Origin of the sequence: Paenibacillus sp. FSL H8-0317 (assembly GCF_045040685.1) — a bacterium.
In the GTDB taxonomy this organism is placed as follows: Bacteria; Bacillota; Bacilli; order Paenibacillales; family Paenibacillaceae; genus Paenibacillus.
On sequence record NZ_CP150294.1, the window covers coordinates 6,258,246 to 6,276,604 of the forward strand.

The window sequence follows — 18,359 nt, forward strand, 5'->3', positions numbered from 1 at the left end:
CCTCCTCTAGGATATCCAGCTCTCAAGTACGGTCTGGCTCTGGGATTGTACCTCGGTAACAATCGGGAACTCGGTTGTATGGGATAACTTCATCCGCTCCGCCAGCTCTTCATTCCATACACCTTCAGCTGTAATTCGAGTCGTAGATGATGTGGGGTCCTGGTTAACCTCAAGGATCTGGGCAGCGTAACGTTTACCTTGTTCCTCTGTGTACCAGATCAAGGAGTCACCCTTCTGAAACCCCGTAATAGGCTCTTCTGTAAATTCAGCTATAATGTGTACTTTGACATCCTCCCCTTGCAGTGATTCAGACCCTGCAGTTGCCGTTGCCGTCTCACTGCGCAGATAGGAGGTCGTATGGAATTGCATGGCTAACGTCACTAATGCTGTCACAGTTAATCCAATAATGATAAGTGCAGCCACGGGTAATTGAATCGAAAGCCGGAACCAGATCTGTCCTATTCGTTTAATCCGGCTCATGTTCCGAATCTCCTTCAATGAGGCTGACCAGGTAATCCCTGAAATCGGCTATGGTGTCGGTTTGCACAAATGCCAATTGATCATCGTCTATCTCAATGTTGAATACTTTCTCCATCTCCACCACAATTTTAATGTAATCGAGTGAATTCGTTCCAAGTTCCCCCCAGGCTTGATCCATCTGAATATCCGTTTCATACTCCATAACCTTGTCGATGACCTGTATTATTTGAGTCTCCAATGTCATGATTTCACTCATTCAGATCCTCCCCATCATGTGAGATTTAACCAACTCATCGTAATACTCCCGTTCAAGCACACTTATATTTCTGTATATCTCAGGGAGTTTATGAAACGATGTTGGTTTATATGAAGAAGTAAGCACATACTTGGCCAGAACTGCGCGAATGTCACTCCACTCCATGACAATGCGCTCACGAATATGTGTCAATCTGGAATCCGCGCCAGTTAGATTGGCACAACGATACACCTCGGCCTTTTTGGCACTAATCAATTTATGAAGCGAAATGACCCAATCCTCTGCTATGGAAGACACTACATGTTGATCCTGAACAACGGCCTCAAACTGTGGCATACTCTCCTCCAGTCTTGCCAGACTGTTCTCTATCCGCTCCTGTTGCTCTTCAATATGATCCACATAGATCTTCCAGTAAGCCTCCAACTGTTTCGAACTGGCATCTCTTTGATGTATCACCGGATAATGCTTATTGTAGAACGTATAGAAGGTGTGATTTTCCATATTAAAATGCTCGATATAGCCATGATAGCTATCCGACAGATCCTGGTAACTAACAATTCGTTCTTCATACGACAAGTTATCATGATGCTTATGCTCCATCACGGTAAACGTCTGGTTGATCGGATCAGCACCGTATACAAGCCAGGTATGTGGAATATGCTTTTTGAGATACGTATCATTGCGTATGGATGTGTAGTAGACGTCAACCCAGACAATAACCGGTTTGTCATTCAGAACCGCTCGACTGACATCCTGTATAATGTCCTCGCTAGCTTTTACCATTTCATAACCAATGCCCAGATCGTCCAGAATGTCTGTATCCTTGCGACAGGAGAAGAAACCATTCACAAGAAATTGCTTATTCTCAGACCATAGATACTCATCCACATGATGGATGAAAAACGGATGTATGCTTTTGTTCTGTTGCAATACAATGGGAAATAGAGAGTTATAGAAGCATAATTTGAAAAAGACTTCGTTAAAAGGCTGATATCCACCGGAATGGGCTAGCTGTGAATGCTCCATACCCAATGATGATGACGTCTTGTTAATCTTTACCACGCCAGATGGCTGTCCGTTATTTTCACTTTCATATGAATCGGCAAGCCCGGGATTCTCTTCCAGAACTGCTGCAAGCATCCTTATGGTGGGATTGTCATACAAAATGGAAGGCAGGACCCGAATACCGAGATTCTCCAGTTCAACCTCCATTCGGATCACAAGCAGGGAGTGCCCGCCAAGCTGAAAGAAGTCGTCGTCAATACCGATCCGTTCCATCTCCAGCAATGTACGCCAAACTTGCACCAGTTGGTGCTCCAGCTCATTCGTAGACGGTGCATAGTTCATGCCAAAATGTAATGACTGCCTCTGGTTCAATAACTCTCGTGTATCTATCTTCCCATGGATCGTTCGCGGCATATGTGATATTTGAATATATCTTGAAGGCAGCATATATTCGGGCAACAATGACATCAGGTATTGGCGAATATCCATGACATACAGTTCCGTATCGGCCACAATATAAGCGGTCAGCACCTTCTCACCTTCGACTCCGGTCGTCAGTACAACACATTCGTCAATTGGACCGTAACGGTTCAGATGTCGCTCTACTTCTGCCAATTCAATCCGATGACCCCTGACCTTAACCTGCTTGTCCATCCTTCCCAGAAACAACATGCGGCCTTCCGCTGTCCACATTCCTATATCCCCTGTGCGAAACATCCGCTCTCCTTCAACAAACGGTGACTCGACAAACTTCTGATCTGTCAATTCCTGCAATCCTATGTACCCGCGAGACACCCCGTTGCCCGAAATACATATTTCTCCGGGTACGCCTACGGGCAACATTCGTCCATGACGATCTCCAATGTACACAAAATAACCTTGAATAGGGCGCCCCACTGGAATCGGATCAACAGTCTCTGATGACAGCTTCTCATAGAGTGCACATACCGTCGTCTCGGTGGGGCCGTACGTATTGTATACATTGGTATAGGTGAGCAGATGTCCAATATCCGCTATCTTCAATACATCTCCACCGCTGATAATGGTGCGAACACTCGCAAGATTGGGCATCCGGTTAAGTTCCCTCAGGATATGAGGTGTAGTGCTGACAAGGGTGACCTTGTGTCTGTCCAGTAACTGCACCAGTCCGTGGATATCCAGCAGTTGTTCTCGTTGAACTATAACCAGTGTTGCCCCGGCAGTTAATGCAGGAAACACTTCTTCCATATAAGTATCAAAGGTACTCGCTGCTTGTTGAAGCACCTTGTCTGTTGAATTTAGTTGAAACTCGGCTTGAAAAGCGTTCACGTATGCACTCAGATTTCGTTGCTCTACTCCGACCCCTTTGGGCTCACCCGTTGAGCCGGACGTATACAGAATGTAGGCTAGACCATTCATGTCGGGTACGAAACTTAAACCACTTCCATCTTCTATTCTCCATGGGGCAGCATCCAGCTCAATCATTTCTATGCCTGAGCCTGAAGGCATAGCCAATGTCATCTCCTCTAAAGCTCGATGTACATTCGTTTCCAACAGTCCCGTAAGAATAATGCGGGCATCCAATTCCATTAAAATATGGCGTATACGCTCCATGGGATATTCAGGATGAAGAGGAATATAGGTTCCTCCTGCTTTGAACACCGCCAGGATTGTAATGATTAACTCCATGGAGCCTGCCATCATAACGGGGACTGGACTCTCCGCAGTCACCCCAGAAGCAATCAGGAGACGGGCAAGCTGATTGGATTGCTCCTCCAGAGACTGATACGAAATCTGGCGATCTCCCTCTATAACCGCAGTCTGGTTGGGTATTCTGTTTACTTGTTCAAGAAATAGAGCACAGACAGAACGTGCCTCCGGCAGGAACAAACGTGGACTCCTGTTCCATCTTTCCATGATTTCATTCTCCTCTTCCAGAGAAAGGAGCTGACTCATGGATAGCGGTTGGTCTGGTAAGGCTGTTGTCTGTTCCAGCAATCGTATGTAGTGGGAACATAAACGCTCAGGTTGGCTGGATTCAAGGGATATGGCACCATAACGGAGAGTCATCTGAAGTCGTTGATCTACCCGGTCAAACGCCAGTGAACAATGGGCTCCTTCATCCAGAATAGGTTCCTCATGGATTCCTTTCATATACAGGACCGTCTTCAACTCGCACTCCTCGGGAAGCCGCCCCAGCTTCTCTGCCATCTTATCGTAAGGAAAATGCCAGTACGTTCGGGCGGACATGACTTCAGATTTGGTATGTAATACCAATTGTCTGAACGATGCTGTCTCGTCTACTTTTCCACGAATTGCGAGCAAGTGGGAACTTCGAAAATCTTCGACTTGTTCTGGAGTCAGGGGCATACCCAGCAACATATCTTGATGTCCATAATAACGATACAACAGATGTTGAAATCCCGATAAGAGCAATATATACAACGCCAAATTTGACCCCCCACTCATGCGGATCAATCTTGCGGACAATTCATCTGGAAAGGATAAGGAAAGGATCTGTACGTTGGGTTCTCCAGTCTGTATCGAAGGTTGCAGAATTCCATCAAACAACGTTCCAATATGAATATCGCCATCTAGTTGTTTCTGCCAATACGCTCGTTCTTCCTTAAATTTATCACTCGACATCATAACATTAAGTAGATGGATATCCATGATCTCACCCCGAATACATAGTAAACCGGCACAACAAGTGTTGATCACACCTGTCCTGCCGGTTGATTGTTGTACACGTGCTTGTTTATGCCGTAGTAACTTTCAGGTCACTCCACAAATAATACTGCCCCGTCTCGTCCAGGATCTGGTGGAACCAGTCATCCCGTTCTTCCTGCTCTACTTGTTTGGTTTCGAATATCGTTCCGAGCCATTCCAGCGACTGTTTCATCTGCTCCGTAGTCGGGGCCTGATCCGCCGCCTCAAGCTCCTCTTGAAGCTGTTGAATCTGTTTATATGGCTCAACGACTCCTTTTTGATATTCCTCCTGATCCCAATTCCGATTAGGTGTAGCTACAGCCGCAGCCATACATTTCGTTACTACCGTTGGTCTCGGTCTGGATACAACAGCCTGATCCAGTAACTCTTTCAGTGCTTTACGATCCTCTTTCTGTCCGTAGGCAAAAGACTTCATACCGAGCTTATCCATTTCTACCAGTCCGCTCAGGACATTTTTGGGTCCAAGTTCAATCGTCAGCGTAACTCCATGCTTCTTGAGATATTGCATCGTCTGTGCCCACTTGACCGGCTGGGACAGCTGCCTTTGGAGAAGTCCCGTAATTCGCCCGGCTTCGGTGTATGGCGTGGCGGTAACATTGGATACGACAGGCCACTTGAATGGATGGAAACGATAATTGGCAAGTTCCACCCCAAGCTGTTCACCAGCCGACTCCATCAAGCGGCTATGGAACGGCGCACTCATCATCAACGGGGTTGTCTGGGCATCCTGGTCTAGCAGGATGGATTCCACTTGTTCAATCGAATCCTGATGACCGGATATGGCATACTGACTCGAAGCATTGTAACAGGAAATCGCAGACCAAGCCGTATCGGTTGACACTTGCTCGCAGGCTCTGCGGATCATCTCCTCATCGGAACCATCAATGATGGTCATGGCTCCATCTGCTTCATCTGCGATAAGTTCCGTCAATTCCCCGCGTCGCTTGGTGATCCGCACAGCATCACCAAATGTCATAGCACCGGAGCACGCTAGAGCTGCATACTCACCCAGGCTGTGGCCTGCGCAGAATTGCGGGTTGATCCCGATCTCCTCCATGTAGACACGATAGGCAACCACACTCGCTGTCAACAATGCCGGCTGCATATTGGAAGGTTTGTTCAGATCAAAAAGGCTGCCTTCAAAACTCAATTTGGCCAAATCAAAGCCCAGAATATGGTTGGCTTCTTCATACGTTTGTCTTGCAATCTCGTACTGATCATAGAAGTTTTTCATCATCCCTACATATTGAGAACCTTGCCCTGGAAACAGAAATGCTATTTTTTCCATTGATTAAACACCTCGCCTCTTAGATTGGGTTTACGCGATAACTTCCATGGACACATATGCAGGCTGATCCTGGATCATGCTTAGATCACTCTCAAACAAATAAAAATCTCCGTTCTGCTCAATCTCACGGAATCCGGCAAATTTGTAAGTGATCATCATCGTACGATTGCGATCTGTTGATACAAACTCGGCCTGCAAACGGACATTCGCTTCTTTAGCCATACGCATCACATGATGCAGCAGCAATGTACCTGCTCCTCTGGACATGACACGGCAGGACACCAGCAGCAGTTTCAGTGTCCACACTTCGTCATTTAATTCGAGCAACGCCAGGCCGATTTTGCCATACGTACCGTACTTGTCTTCCAGTCCTGCAATCAGCAGTTTGTGGCGTGGAGAATACCTGAATTGATCGAGTTCCTCGTAAGAGTAGGTATAACCTGTGGCGTTCAGTTGATGTGTTCTGACCGTCAGTTCTTCTGCACGCTGTAGATCCCCTTCCTTCACTTCAGAGATCGTGAAGATCATGCCAAGGGAGGCCAGGAATTCATCCTGAGTACCTCCGAACTCCTCCTCCTTCTCATTGCGGGCAATATCATTCATATACATCTTTCTGCGTAAGGCAGAATCCTCGGTAATGAAACGTGGCTTCATCTCATCCATATCTGTTAATTCAAGATAGGCCATCGCATCGATACAGAGGACATCGGGGTGAGTGAATAATACTTCCTCACGTTCGAAAGGCTGATCATCGATAAAAGCAATCGTGTCCATTCCGATATTGATGGATTCCACGATGGTTTTCACCGATCGGGATTTGGCATTCCAATTGACTTGTGGATAGATAAAATATTCGCGCAGACCAAATTCTTCCAACTTGGCCATCGCCAGTTCATGATCGTTACGGCTGGCAATCGATTGCAGAATTCCTCGTTCATCCAGAGTACAGATAACTTCCACAATATTTTCTTTCAGCGTGACCTGTTCATCCTCCAGCAAAATTCCGTTCCAAATCGTATGGTCCAAGTCCCAGATTACACATTTTATTTTTTTCATGACAGAACAGCCTCCTCTTGTACGGATTCATAGGTACTCGCAGCATATGAAGCAATAACCATTTCATGCATTTGTGTGGTGCCCTCGATAATCTCATTCACACGAGCATCCCGGTAAAATCGCTCCACCGGATACTCCGCACTACAGCCCTTGGCTCCATGAATCTGTACCGCACGGTGCGCTACCTTGTTGACCATATCTGCCGCATAGTATTTCGCCGTCCAGGTTTCCATAATGGAATCCGGGTCCATCACTTCTTTCAGATATCCGGATTGATAACATAAAAGCCGCGCCGCTTTCACATCCACTATGATCTCCGTCAGCATTTTCTGAATTAACTGATTTTCCTGCAGGAGGACTCCGAACTGATGGCGGCTGCCTGCATAACTCAGCGAAGCATCCAGACAGGCTTGTCCCAGTCCAACACAGCCCCAAGCTACGGTATAGCGACCATAATCCAAGCAATGCAAGGCCACCATAGAGACACCTATACCTGAACTCCCCACCATACGATCGGATTCAACGTAAACATGCTCCAGATGCAGTTCCGCCAGCATCGAGCCTTTAACCCCCAACATCCCATTGATCGGCTGTATCTTCAATCCTGGGTTGTTCCGTTCCACCAGTAACGCGGTTGGTTTATCATTCACCTGGGCAAAGATGAGAAATAGGTCAGCAAGCTGACCCATCGTGATCCACTTTTTCTTCCCGTTCAACACATATCCTTCGCCATTGAATTCGGCTACGGTCTCGATGCTTTTGGCATCACTACCGACTCCGGGTTCGCTCAAACCAAAGGCTCCAATGACTTCACCCGAGGCCAGACGTGGCAACCAATAGGAACGCATCTCTTCAGAACCAAACTTCTGAATGGCTATGGCAACCATACCGTGAACCGTAAGCAGACTTCGTACGGATGAACATCCTCTTCCGATCTCCTCGTTCAGCACCCCAACCGATATCGGATCAAGCCCCATACCTCCATATTCCCGAGGAATCATAGAACCCAGATAACCTGAGGATTTCAGCGAGTCGATCACCTCTGGATGAAGCCGTTCTTCTCTATCGTGCAAGCCTGCGTACGGGACGATATATTGATTGGTAAATGATGCAGCATCCTGCTTGCAGTGTAACTGCTGTTCGCTCAATTCCATTTTCAACACGTTAACCTCCTATAATGGGACCGGATGAATGCACATTTTTCACACTGTACTGGGGAGAGAATCGGCGGCTTTTAGGAACTGACCGTCTTGCTCTCAATAAGCTCAACGATGGCATTAATGGACTTGAAGTTCTGCAAATCCAGATCTTTATTGTCGACACGAATGGAGAATTCCTTCTCCAGAAACATAACCAGCTGCATCGCAAACAACGAATTCACAAAACCAAGGGCAAAGATGTCCTCGTCGTCCTGAAGCTCATGCTTTTTGAAAAAACGACCCAAAAACTTGCGAACTCTACCTTTAACTTCTTCCATGTGTATAACTCCCTTTCCCTCATTAAAATGGTTTTGAATACGCAATAAAGCTTGTTTATGCCATGAATTATTCATGTCGTTGATTAGTAACTATAGAAACCTTCCCCTGATTTTCTTCCGATCTGTCCGGCGTGCACCATCTTTCTCAGTAAAGGACAACAACGGAATTTTGGGTCCTGGTAGCTCTCATACAGCACATCAAGAGAATCCACAACGGTATCCAAGCCAATTAAATCCGCAGTCTCCAAAGGTCCCATCGTATGGCCGTAACATTTAACAAAAATATCATCCACCTCACGTGCTGTAGCCACCTGATCCTGAAGAACAAAAGCAGCTTCATTCATAAACAGATGGGAAATGCGGTTTGAGACAAATCCGGGATAGTCGTTAACCAGAATCGTCTCTTTACCGATCGATGACAATAGTTCAGTTACTTCTTCAATGGTACGTTCCGAGGTATGCATCCCCTTAATCACTTCAACGGCTGATTTCAAGGGAACCGGATTCATAAAATGGGTACCAATGACCCGATCAGGCCGTTTGGTTAATGCCGCAATTTTGGTAATCGAGATACATGAAGTGTTCACCAGAAATATGCATGCCTCATGACAGATCGAGTCGATCCGGCCGTACACTTCCTTTTTGATGTCCCACTGTTCATTCACATTTTCAACGATGATATCCGCTTCACGAAGCATCTCCAGTTCCGTCGTCATATGGATGCGCTCCATAATAATCTCCGGGTCTTCCAGTCCCTCTACTTTCTTGAATAACTTCAGCATTCGGATATTGTTATAGATCTCTTCTCCGGCGATCTCCAGCACTTCATCCTTGATGTCCACCAAGACAACTTCATGACCTGTCTGTGCAAAACTCTGGGCTACACCGCGGCCCATCACCCCTGCTCCAATTACCCCGATCTTCTTCATCGTCCCTGTTCCTCCTGTTTGTGGGGGAGAAGCCGTGCTCTCCCTGATCAGAAATTAAAATCAAGATCTTCTGCGGCTGAATCGTAAGAAACCAGCATATGCTTGCTGCTTTCCAGTTCAATCTCACCAAGCTTCTGTTCCGGATGAAGCAATAACTGTTGCAGCAGCGCTACATAATCGTGAAGCATCTTCTCCGCCGTTTCCCGTTTGAAGAGCTTGGTCCGATACTCCAGATTAAATCGCAGCTTGTCATGTTTCTCGATGATTTCGAGATACACGTCATAACGGCTTTCCGCAGCTCCAAACTCATACGGAGTTGTGGTGAATTTGCCGACTGTAACGTCCACTGTACCTACATTCTGAAGTGCAAACATCGCATCAAATAAAGGATTGCGGTGTCTGTCTCTGTTCAGGTTAAGCTTCCGCACCAGATCCTCGAACTGAAACTGTTGATTCTCGTAAGATTTCAAGGCAGCTTCCCTAACTTCAGCCAGCAGTTCCAGGAATGTTTTCCCGAATTTTGGTTTGGTACGAATCGTGATGATGTTAATAAACACACCAACAACATCCTCCAGATCAGCGTGAGATCTGCCCGCAATGGGAGAGCCTACAACGATATCATCCTGATCTGCATATTTAGAAAGCAACACGTTGTACGCTGCAAGCAGCAACATGAACAAGGTTGTTCCTGTCTTGGCAGCCATGCGATCCAGATCCATAGTCAATGTTTCATTGCCGATAAATACAACCTGATCTCCTTCGAATTCATTAGCCAAAGGACGAGGATAATCGGTAGGCAATTTGAGCTGCGGGATAGAATCCTCATACAGATTCAGCCAATACTCTTCCTGTTTGAGCAGAGCACCGGAAGAGAGCAAGGCATTATGCCACACCGCATAATCTTTGTACTGGATGGTGAGTGGTTTCAGCTCACGCCCTTCATACAGATCTATGATCTCCTGCATAATGATGTCCATCGACATGCCATCCGTAATAATGTGGTGCATGTCAAAAAATACGGCGTGTACACGATCATCAAGCTTAACCACCTCAAAGCGGAACAAAGGCGCCTGATCCAGCTCAAAAGGTTTCACGAAACCAAGGAGCTTCTCGGTGAGTTGTTCCCGAGTGGACTCCGAGTAACCGACGTTGAAGTCGACCTGGTCCCACACCTTCTGATATGGAATTCCGTCCAGAAATTCAAAGGAAGTCCGGAAAGATTCATGACGTTGAATCAGCTTGCGAATGATCTGTTCAAATGCCCCGTGCTCAAAATCTCCCTCCATGATGGAGGCTCTTGGGATGTTTGCATTGGTATTTTGACCCTCAAGCCGGTCCAGAACTACGAATCTCTTCTGCGCAGAAGAAACCGGGTAATACGGTTGGGGCTCCACACGAGTCAGCACAGGCAGTGTTCCCTCGGAATCTCCGCTGATGGAGACACCATAAGACTCTTCCAGATAAGCAGCCGATTCCGCAATGGTTGGATACATCAGGATCTCTGCTGTATTCACCAGGATCGACAACTCTTTGGTGAGACCATTGGCGATCTTGAGACCCAAGATGGAGTCTCCACCCAGCTCATAGAAATCATCATAAATACTGAGTTCATTGACCCCAAGTGACTTACTCCATAATCGACCTAAGGCGCTCTCAATGATGGAATAATCTTCGTCTGTCCTGCCCAACAACTTCATGTCGCCCGATTCTTCCTGTGCACGACTGGCATTCCCCTTGCTTCCGGTTTCAATAGCTTCGCTAATGTCAGAAGAGAACAGCATGAGCGGCATGTCATCAGAGACATGCCGATAGATTCCCTCCCGGTTAAGTTCCCCGATCAGAACCTGGGTTACATCCTTGCCCATGGCTTCTTGCAGTCCCTGTATACCTCTGGCCGTCGTAATCGCCTTGAATCCCCCATCTGAATTGGCATGAAAATCCCGGGCCATGCCGGTTTCTTTCCACGCGGTCCAGTTCACGGCAAGGGTGGACAGACCTGCCTGCCTGCGATGTGCCGCAAACGAATCCATATAGGCATTGGCAGCAGTATAGTCTCCTTGTCCAGGTTCACTAAAGAACGTTGTAGCCGTTGAGAACATGACAAAGAAGTCCGGATGGTCCGCACGTGTCAGTTGATCCAAACTCCATGTCCCCAGCACTTTAGGCCGCATGACACGTTCAAAGGCTTCACGTTCTTTGTTCATCAGGAAACCTTCTCCAGCCACACCAGCACCGTGAATGATACCAGACACGGGTCCGTGCTGCTGTCTGATCTTGCTTAGCACCGATGCGAGCTGAAGAGGATCAGCAATATCTACGCTGTATAGATGTACTTCTGCGCCCCGAGCTTCCATCTCTTTGATCCGCCCAATCTGAGCAGTTAACTTGATTTCCTCACCTGAGGACAGCACATCTTCCCATGTTGCCCGTTCTGGAAACGGTGAACGATTCATCAACACAAGTTTGATTTTCTCCGGCGCTAAAGATAATGCACTCGCCGTCTCCAGTCCAATCCCGCCTGTCCCTCCAGTGATGAGGTACACACCACCTTCACGCATGTGTATCGGTTGGTCGGGCAGCAAGGAAATTGGGATTTCACCCAGCTCCTGGACATATCGACGCCCCTTACGATAAGCGGCAAGATATAACGTGTCAGGATCACGAATTTCCTGCAACCATTGATCTAGTGGTGTCTCGTCATCGATATCAATGCTTCGACAGCGGAATTGATTCATCTCATGGCAGATAGTCTTGCCAAGCCCAACCATGGGTGCATGCTCTGGACGAATGTACGGCTCACTGCCTGTAACGCTTTGTGTACAAGATGTCACCAGTACCAGATCGACTGGTCGTTTGAAATGAATCTTGGACATCGCTTTGGACAGATAAAACAGACTATACACGCCGCGATCAAGCGACTCCTCCAATTCGCCCACAGTACCTTCATCCGCATGCTGATCCAGTGCAAAGAAATGAAGGAGCTGCGAGATTTTATAAGGCTCTACCGCTCGAATGAACCGTTCATAATCTTCTTCACATGATCGAATGGTAAATTCGGCGTTGGCTTGATTGGTATAGGACTCTCCGCGGTAAACCTTGATCACGAGCCGCCCTTCCGCTTCCAGTTTCCCGGCTACGGATGAGGCAATACCACTTCTATCCATCAATATCACAACTGGCTCTGTATTGCCTCCATGCTGATCCATTGATATTCGATTCATTTCTTTCCACATAGCCGCATAATGCAGTGGAGCCGCGGCCTCTTCTATAGAGACCTCACGCAGCTGTGGACGTTCGGGAATATGGATCCAGCAGCGCTTCCGTTCCAGCGGATACGCGGGCAAGCTGACTTTGCGAGCATGTTCACCTGCGTACAGTTCTTCCCAGTCCGCATCTGCTCCCTGTACATACAGATGGGCAATCTGCTTTAACAAATACTCCGACTCGCGTCCATCCTGTACAAAGCTCTGAATGGCCGAACGCATTAATTGGCTCAGACCCAATTTTTCCGATTCGGTCATTTCACCAGCTGCCCTATCCTTCTTACTCTTGGGAACAGTACGATGTTCACCGAACTCAACTCCCGGCAGTGCAATGGATTGGAATGATCTGTTCTCCAGCTGTCTCAGCGTATTCAGCAAACCTTCCGTATCCCGTACCATAAGTGATAACCGGAACGGGTAATGCCCCCGTCCTGTGCTTGCTGTACTGCACATATCTACGAGTTCATATCGCTCGTTTCGGTCCAGCAGACGAACATATTCAGCAACCAGCCGCTGAAGTGCCTCTTCGGATCGAGCAGACAATACCAGCAAATGAGGACGTGCTGGTGCAGATACAGGTTTAATCACTGGTGGTTCTTCCAGGATGACATGACAATTCGTTCCACTGATGCCAAATGCGCTGACACCGCAGCGACGAGGTCCGTCCTTCACCTTCCACGGTCGTAATCGTGTATTCACATATACAGGCGAAGCATGAAAATCAATATTTCGGTTTGGACGGTTAAAATGAAGATTCGGCGGAATCACACCATGCCTGACAGCAAGTGCCGCCTTGATCAGGCTGATCATACCTGCTGCCTCAGAGGTATGACCCAGATTGGTTTTAATGGAACCGACCGCACAGAATTGACGTCGATCCGTGAATTGTCGGAACGCATTTTGGATGCCTTTAATTTCAATTGGGTCACCCAGTGCGGTTCCTGTGCCATGCGTTTCCATGTACGTGATCGTTTCGGGATGAATACCTGCCTGTTTCCAGGCCTTCGTAATGACTTCCTGTTGAGCCGCTGGATTGGGAGCCGTAATGCCGGCTGAACTGCCATCCTGATTCATGGCAGTGCCTTTGAGAACAGCGTACACCTGATCCCCATCCCTAAGCGCGTCCTCCAGTCTTTTTAGCATGACTACTCCGATGCCTTCACCAAGCCCGGCACCATCAGAGTCATCATCAAATGCTCTGGTCTTTCCGTCACCAGACTCCAGACCCTGGAGCATGTTTTCGTTCTTTTTGGTGATCGGCATGGTTGAGATTTTGATTCCACCCACTGCGGCCATGCTGCACTCTCCGCTTAACAGGGCACGCGAAGCAATATGCACCGCTGTAAGGGATGAAGAACAGGCCGTATCCACCAACATGCTTGGCCCTTTCAAGTTCAGTAAATACGATATGCGAGCAGGAATGATGGATGGTGTGTTACCCACCACGGCATCCGGCAGAGCGCCCAAATCCGTCTCATATATAAATCGTGAATACATATCAACCGTGTTTGTTGAATAACCCAAATAGACCCCGGTATCCGAACCGGCCAGTTTCCCGCCGCCGTAACCCGCGTCCTCAATGGCCCTCCACACGGTCTCCAGGAAGAGACGCTGATTGGGATCTGTCAGACTCGCTTCTTTCGGTGATAATTTAAAGAATGAATAATCGAATAAGTCAATGTCTTCTATAAAAGCTCCCGCTTTGGAATCCAGTTCCGGGAGGTCCAGCCTTGTATTTTGCAAATACCAGTCCAGATCTTGTTGTCGTCGTTCCGGGAGAGGACGGATATGATCCACCTTGCCTTGAATATGCTCCCAGAATTCGAATACATCGGTTGTGGAAGCCACATTCAGAGCCATCCCTACAATGGCTAAATCCCCGGACAATGGCCCGGAAGCCGTCTGCCCTGTATGCTGCTGATCTTGAGGACACGTCTTTGCTTGCTTCGCATTTTCCGGTGATGTCTGTTCTTCACTGGTTGCAGAAGCATCCATGTCGCCCAGTACAGTAACCGTATCTTCTTCCGATTCACCATGTTCCTTGAATATATATTCAGCCAGCTTGTGAATCGTCGAAAATTCAAACAAGTCCGTTACGGCAAGAACGCCAGGGTATCTTTTGGAAAGTCCCGCGTGAATTTTCAACAGCAGAATGGAATCAGCACCAAGCTCGAAAAAGTTCTCATAGATATCGATCTCGTCAAATCCCAGAACTTCTTTGCATACGCTGGCGACATGCCGTTCAGTAGCCGTATATCCTCCCTCGATCTTGCCTGATAATTTCACTTCACCGCTTGAAGTACTTCCAGCCTTCTTGGTCGACCTCGTTTTGGAAGCAGCACTTTGCAGATATTCAGCCACTTTGCCACTGAGTTCTGTGGACAATCGAACCTGCATTTTATCCAGCAAACGAACGCCGCCGCCACTGAAGTTCAGTTGCCCGATCAGCACCCTGCGAATGGAGGAGTTCATGGCTTGTTCCAAACCTCTTATCGCCTGTGCTGTAAGGACTGTTTTGAAGATGGTATCTGCGGTGAAACCAGCATCCACCGACATGCCCGTCTCTTTCCATGTTGTCCAGTTCACGGTGAGTGTTCGTTTTCCTCTCAAGGAACGTTCATCGGCGAAGGCATCCAGGTAGGCATTAGCCGCCACGTAGTCTGCTTGCGTTACGCCACTGAACATCGTCGCTACAGAAGAATACATCACAAAGAAATCCAGATCGTCACTGTGAGTCAGTTCGTCCAGATTCCAGGTACCATATATTTTGGATGCCAGCACTTCGCTGAATCGTTCTTCACTTCGATCTACCAGAAGTTGATCTCCACCGACACCCGCACCATGAATGATTCCATGAATAGCACCATAACGTGTACGCATATCCCGAATTACCCGATCCATCGCTTCCTGGTCAGCCACATCCGCACTGTACCAGGAGACTTCCGAACCTGCGGCCTCCAGCTCCGTAACAGCTGTAATGAAACGGCAAAGCTTGGCTTGACCGGGCTGATTCATCAGGTTATCCCAATGTACACGCTCCGGTATCGGGGTGCGATTGATCAGAGCCAGACGCACGGGAGCTTTGGAAGCCAGGAAACGCGCTGTTTCCAGACCAATACCACCGCCACCACCTGTAATCAGGTACACGCCCTGAGGGCGTACAGATATTGGGGTATCCCCTGCAACCTGCACACGCGTAAATTCTTCAACGTAACGTTGTCCACCACGATACGCGATCAGATAGTCCCCCTGATCTTCTGTCCCCAGTGCTTCCTCGATCCAGACATCTGCAGGGGTATCAGCATCTATGTCAAAGGAACGGAAAGAAATGGACGGATGCTCACGGTTCAGCACCTTGCTTAAGCTCAGGAATGGCGCATGTTCTGGCCGCTGAGCGTATTCATCTCCCGTAATATGGTGAGCATTCATTGCAATCAGTGTCATACCAGCAATCTCGGCAAAGTCACTTCTCATCAGAGCACGTACCAAATAATACACACTGTACACACCTCGGCGCTGACTGTTCTGCAATTCATTCAGACTTTGAATACCCGACTGCCCGGTATCCAGAGAACAGCTAACATGAATGATGTGATCCACCGACTTGCCCCGAAGGCTTGCAAAGAGAAGGTCATAATCTGACTCCTGATCACCAAGTGTATATCGATTATCACTCAAGTCTGCATAAACAGAGCCCAGGGCTGCCCGAATCACCTTCACTCCAGTACGTGCAAGCACATGGGCTACAGAATCAGCTGCACCGGACCTGCCTTCCATCAACAATACCGTTCCCGGTAAAACGGAGATCCCGCTACCTGTACGTTTCCACTCAGCAGTTCTCCATTGCATCGTATAATGAAATTCTTCTGTGTCTTGTTCAGACACTGCCGCGCCTCTGTCGATACGACTGGATACCAATTCGTCAGGGAGATCAATCCAGCAGCGATGAGATTCGAAAGGGTACACAGGTAGACTGACCCTACGCACCTCCGTACCTTTGTACAGTTCCACCCAATCCACATCGGCCCCTTGGGCGTATAACGAACCAAGTTCGGATACGCTTGCCTCATCATTCCACTCGGAAAGGTTAATGCCTTGTGTAATCTCCTGTACCCGTCGATCGAGCTTCTTCCGTGACGCTGCTGTCATGTCACCAGGTTCCAGCTGTGATTTGCTGGCAGGTACAATCTTGTGCTCCCCATAACTGAACCATGACTCAGGTTCATTCCACGTTTCCGCCAAGGATAGCACTTGCAGCTTCAGTCCCAGATCCGCAAGATTCGCTGCCACTATAGCCAATCTGAAGTTATAGTGTCCTCTGCCAACACTCGCGGTATAACACAGATCCTGCAGATAGCATGCGGGCGGTTTTTCCTGTATTAAACGGCTATATGTTGTGACAAGGTCCCGCAGAGCTGGCTCAGACTTGGCGGACAACACGACCAGACCTATTTTCGCATAAGAAGCGTCAGCAACAGTGGCAACCGGTGCTTCTTCCAGCACCAGATGGCAGTTCGTTCCGCTAAAACCAAAACTACTGACCGCACAGCGCATCGGAGACTCTTTTCCTTCCCATTTGCGGAGCCTGGTGTTGACATACACGGGCGATGTCTTGAAATCGATCTGTCCATTGGGCCTGTCAAAATGAAGTGACGGCGGGATTTCACGGTTTTTGATAACCAGTGCCGCCTTGATCAGACTGACCAGACCTGCCGCTTCATAGGGATGACCCATATTCGATTTCACAGTACCAATCGGACAAAACTGCTTCTTATCCGTGTACTTCTGAAAAGCAAGCTCCAAGCCTTCAAGTTCCAGCGGATCTCCCAGTTTAGTACCCGTTCCATGGGTCTCAATGTAGGACAAGGTCTCGGGGTGAATTCCCGCCTGATCCCATGCTCTAGATATCACATCAGCCTGGGCCTCCGGATTGGGAGCAGTGATTCCAATGGAAGCTCCGTCCTGATTAATGGCGCTGCCTTTGATGACTGCATAGATCTGGTCCTTGTCCTTGAGCGCTTTACTCAACGGTTTCAGTAATACGGTAGCAACCCCTTCACTGATTCCAGCCCCATCCGATGAATGATCAAAGGCTCTGGTCCGTCCATCCGATGCTTCAAGTCCCCCGCGGTAATATTCCGTATCCAGAGGCATCAGGTTCACACGCAATCCACCAGCAAGTGCCATATCACAGTCACCATTCCGAATGGACTGGCAGGCAAGATGCACGGCCACCAATGAGGATGAACAGGCGGTGTCCACCACCATCGAAGGGCCTTTCAGATCCAGAAGATACGAGATTCGTGCAGGCATCATGGCAGAAATATTGCCCACAGCCGCATCCGAAGTTAACTGGATATCAATATCCTGGATCATTCGCAAGTAGCTGTCCTTAATATTGCTGGCAAATCCCAGGTACACACCTGTCCGGCTGCCAGCCAGGCTTTTCCCACCATATCCCGCATCCTCAAGAGCACTCCAGGCCGTTCGCAGGAACAGCCTCTGAAAAGGATCCATTAGTGCCGCGTCCCGTGGGGGTATCCGAAATAATTTGTAATCAAATTGATCGATGTCTTTCAGATAGGAACCATCACTATATTTGATGTCCTCTCCATAGCCCGCATATCGGAGGTACGCATCAATATTTTGACGACGAGAGTCTGGAAAATTGGCAATGGAATCACAGCGATCACGGATGTTGTCCCAAAACTCGCCGATATTATCCGCAGACGGAAGCATGGCCGATATGCCAACAATGGCGATTCCCTCAGAGTCGCTTCGCTTCCCCTCCGATTTCAATCCTTTGAGCAGTTGGGCGGCAACTTGCTTATCAATCTTGCCCGCAGCTGCATTCTCAATAATGATTCTCAGCATCTGGCTTGTTTGGTTCATCGGG

Annotated in this window: 9 protein-coding genes; all 9 read right to left on the bottom strand. The window is 48.2% G+C overall.

Annotated features, from left to right (window positions below; all coding sequences use genetic code 11):
• Positions 1-6: 6 nt before the first annotated feature.
• The 9 genes from MHB43_RS28135 to MHB43_RS28175 all read right to left on the bottom strand — a co-directional run bounded on the left by MHB43_RS28135 (position 7) and on the right by MHB43_RS28175 (position 18,355).
• On the bottom strand, positions 7-480 hold the full coding sequence (locus MHB43_RS28135; RefSeq protein ID WP_405130853.1) for a hypothetical protein: 474 nt from the start codon (positions 478-480) through the stop codon (positions 7-9).
• Positions 467-736 carry an acyl carrier protein gene (locus MHB43_RS28140; protein ID WP_076212920.1) on the bottom strand — a complete coding sequence of 90 codons (270 nt, stop codon included), beginning with the start codon at positions 734-736 and terminating at the stop codon, positions 467-469. Before MHB43_RS28140 ends, MHB43_RS28135 begins: the two co-directional genes overlap by 14 nt.
• Positions 737-4,393, bottom strand: a complete 3,657-nt coding sequence (locus MHB43_RS28145; protein WP_405130854.1) for an amino acid adenylation domain-containing protein — start codon at positions 4,391-4,393, stop codon at positions 737-739. It lies immediately after the preceding gene.
• An 85-nt stretch (positions 4,394-4,478) separates the two neighbouring features.
• On the bottom strand, positions 4,479-5,738 hold the full coding sequence (gene fabD, locus MHB43_RS28150) for an ACP S-malonyltransferase (protein WP_405130855.1): 1,260 nt from the start codon (positions 5,736-5,738) through the stop codon (positions 4,479-4,481).
• A gap of 30 nt (positions 5,739-5,768) precedes the next feature.
• Positions 5,769-6,794, bottom strand: a complete 1,026-nt coding sequence (locus tag MHB43_RS28155; RefSeq protein WP_405130856.1) for an HAD-IIIC family phosphatase — start codon at positions 6,792-6,794, stop codon at positions 5,769-5,771.
• Positions 6,791-7,948, bottom strand: a complete 1,158-nt coding sequence (locus tag MHB43_RS28160) for an acyl-CoA dehydrogenase family protein (protein ID WP_405132481.1) — start codon at positions 7,946-7,948, stop codon at positions 6,791-6,793. The genes MHB43_RS28155 and MHB43_RS28160 overlap by 4 nt, the downstream gene beginning before the upstream one ends.
• A gap of 80 nt (positions 7,949-8,028) precedes the next feature.
• Positions 8,029-8,271 carry an acyl carrier protein gene (locus tag MHB43_RS28165; RefSeq protein ID WP_076212934.1) on the bottom strand — a complete coding sequence of 81 codons (243 nt, stop codon included), beginning with the start codon at positions 8,269-8,271 and terminating at the stop codon, positions 8,029-8,031.
• Between the two features lie 83 nt (positions 8,272-8,354).
• Complete coding sequence (locus MHB43_RS28170) at positions 8,355-9,200, bottom strand: 3-hydroxyacyl-CoA dehydrogenase family protein (protein WP_405130857.1); 846 nt, start codon at positions 9,198-9,200, stop codon at positions 8,355-8,357.
• Positions 9,201-9,247: 47 nt separating this feature from the next.
• Complete coding sequence (locus MHB43_RS28175; protein WP_405130858.1) at positions 9,248-18,355, bottom strand: SDR family NAD(P)-dependent oxidoreductase; 9,108 nt, start codon at positions 18,353-18,355, stop codon at positions 9,248-9,250.
• Positions 18,356-18,359 lie beyond the last annotated feature (4 nt).

Coding starts and splice junctions, on each gene's coding strand:
- MHB43_RS28135 (WP_405130853.1), bottom strand. CDS start 480: ATGAGCCGGATTAAACGAATAGGACAGATCTGGTTCCGGCTTTCGATT.
- MHB43_RS28140 (WP_076212920.1), bottom strand. CDS start 736: ATGAGTGAAATCATGACATTGGAGACTCAAATAATACAGGTCATCGAC.
- MHB43_RS28145 (WP_405130854.1), bottom strand. CDS start 4,393: ATGGATATCCATCTACTTAATGTTATGATGTCGAGTGATAAATTTAAG.
- fabD (WP_405130855.1), bottom strand. CDS start 5,738: ATGGAAAAAATAGCATTTCTGTTTCCAGGGCAAGGTTCTCAATATGTA.
- MHB43_RS28155 (WP_405130856.1), bottom strand. CDS start 6,794: ATGAAAAAAATAAAATGTGTAATCTGGGACTTGGACCATACGATTTGG.
- MHB43_RS28160 (WP_405132481.1), bottom strand. CDS start 7,948: ATGGAATTGAGCGAACAGCAGTTACACTGCAAGCAGGATGCTGCATCA.
- MHB43_RS28165 (WP_076212934.1), bottom strand. CDS start 8,271: ATGGAAGAAGTTAAAGGTAGAGTTCGCAAGTTTTTGGGTCGTTTTTTC.
- MHB43_RS28170 (WP_405130857.1), bottom strand. CDS start 9,200: ATGAAGAAGATCGGGGTAATTGGAGCAGGGGTGATGGGCCGCGGTGTA.
- MHB43_RS28175 (WP_405130858.1), bottom strand. CDS start 18,355: ATGAACCAAACAAGCCAGATGCTGAGAATCATTATTGAGAATGCAGCT.